Source organism: Halomonas sp. 3D7M (genome assembly GCF_014897885.1).
Classification (GTDB): Bacteria; Pseudomonadota; Gammaproteobacteria; order Pseudomonadales; family Halomonadaceae; genus Vreelandella.
On the sequence record NZ_JABUZF010000043.1, the window covers coordinates 1 to 2,296 of the forward strand.

Annotated in this window: 2 protein-coding genes; both read left to right on the forward strand. The window is 50.4% G+C overall.

Annotated elements, in window-relative coordinates; genetic code table 11:
• The coding region (scpB, locus tag INT22_RS01240; protein ID WP_193067520.1) for an SMC-Scp complex subunit ScpB at window positions 1-747 on the forward strand (747 nt) is incomplete at its 5' end.
• Window positions 734-1,606: a 23S rRNA pseudouridine(2605) synthase RluB gene (gene rluB, locus INT22_RS01245; protein ID WP_089039779.1), complete on the forward strand. Its 873-nt coding sequence runs from the start codon at window positions 734-736 to the stop codon at window positions 1,604-1,606. The genes scpB and rluB, both read left to right, overlap by 14 nt.
• Window positions 1,607-2,296: the final 690 nt, after the last annotated feature.

Here is a 2,296-nt window from a genome sequence, read left to right on the forward strand (position 1 = left end):
GAGCCGCTTTCTCTAGAGCGGCTTGAAACGCTGTTTTTAGAAGACGAGTGTCCGTCTAAAAAAGCGCTGCGCGATACTTTGTCCCGCCTTGTCCTGCGCCATGAAGAAGGAGCGCTGGAGCTAGTAGAGACCGCGTCAGGGTTTCAGCTGCGTATTCGCCCACGGCTCTCTCATTGGGTATCGCGCCTATGGGATGAGCGGCCACAGCGATACTCCCGGGCATTGTTGGAAACATTGGCGCTGATTGCTTATCGACAGCCGGTGACGCGGGGTGATATCGAAGACGTACGCGGTGTAAGTGTTAGCAGCTCTATTATCCGTACGCTAATGGAGCGGGGATGGATTCGCGTGGTAGGCCATCGAGATGTACCAGGGCGACCAGCCGTTTATGCCACCACCCGCAACTTTTTAGATGATTTTGGCTTGAAAACCTTGGATGCATTGCCGCCGATGCATGAATTGGTCAATACCGATGATAGCGATACGGTTATTGAGCAAGATGAAGCACAACCAGCACTGGACGAAACGCCAGAAACCGTGCAAGGTGCGCCACCCCAGAGTGAAGAGATAGCTTCAGCTGAGACTGCTGCAGCAGAGATAGCTGATAAACACGCCGAGACGGCGTTAACCCAGCCGCTGAGTTTTGCCGATTTAGAGGCGCGCTTAGCGGCACGTGCGCAGCGTAACGATGATGATGCGCGCACGCAGACTAACGATGTGAGGTCAGACGACCATGAGTCAGAGTAATAACACCACGCCCCCCGCCAGTGAAAAGCTGCAAAAAGTACTGGCCCGGGCAGGGCTGGGGTCACGCCGTGAAATGGAAACTGCCATTTCCGACGGCCGGGTAAAGGTTAATAGCCAGGTAGCCAAGTTAGGCGACCGAGTAGAAGCCCGCGACAAGGTCAGTTTTGATGATCGCCCTGTGTCGCTGCGCCCCGAAGAGGAAGTGCCCCGCCGTGTGATTATGTACAACAAGCCGGAAGGAGAGTTGTGCACGCGCAAAGACCCAGAAGGGCGTCGCACGGTGTTTGAGCGTCTCCCGCGCCTGAAAGGCGAGCGCTGGGTTGCCATTGGCCGTTTGGATATTAACACTAGCGGCTTGTTGCTATTCACCACAGACGGCGAGCTTGCAAACCGGCTAATGCACCCTTCGACCCAGGTAGAGCGTGAGTACGCGGTTCGAGTGATGGGTGAAGTCAAGCGCGAGCATATTGTCGCCATGGTTGATGGCGTCATGTTAGAAGATGGTCCTGCGCGCTTTACTGACGTACAAGAGTTTGGTGGCGAAGGCATTAATACCTGGTTCCACGTGGTGATTTTAGAAGGTCGTAACCGTGAAGTACGCCGCCTGTGGGAATCTCAGGGGCTAACGGTTAGCCGTCTGAAGCGGGTGCGCTACGGCAACATATTCCTTGATAAGCGCGCTAAAGCAGGCGAGTGGGTTGAACTCTCCCAGGATGAGGTCGACGACCTAGCTACGTTAGCAAACCTGGAAACTCGCAAGGTACCTGCACTAACACCCGACGAGAAAAACCGCTGGAGCCGTGATAAGCACAAACGCCGTCCGGTTCAAGCTATGCGCAAGCCTAAGCGTCGCGAATAACTATTAACACAGTCGGTGCTATTACAAATAGTGCCTCTTTGATAATTCGCTCAGGGTCTCTGTAGATATCAACGTCTTCGAGGCCCTTTTGTGTTTCAGGAATTGTGTTTTCAGCAATGCCCTGTGGTTTGGCCCCATTACTGTGCTGCTTTTTCCCCCATCTACGTTACCGAATTGCGATTAAGCCCAACCGGCGGGCGTGCATTTCCTCTCTTTGATCAATGTTGATTCTCTAAAACCTTTGAACTTCATCGAATTAGAAAGCTTTTCTGAAGGGGAGATATCTTTCTTTAAGGGAATAAAGTTTGTAACATTTTGATACCGAGTTACACAACATCAGTATCTAAGCTAAACACTTAGCCGAACTAACGTTTGGAGGTTCGGATAGTAGTGCAGACTGTTCAGGGTGAATGATCAAGTGTTTTGAATGCATTAGATTTGCCTTATGTTGATTGAATTCAGGTTATCTCTATAAGAAATTGGTTTTGTTTTATATACCTTTTTCGTGTAGTCCTTTTTTGGCTGTGACTCCTTTCGGTGAGCCTGTTGTTGAAGAAATCGTGTGATTGATGGGGTGAAGAGTTAGTAGCTAAGAGCTATTGGATGGCATTCTTTTGTTGCGATTCTTTTTAATTGGTCTAATTTCGATGAGTATGAGGAAAATACTAAGGAAGCTCTGAAAAAGTCACT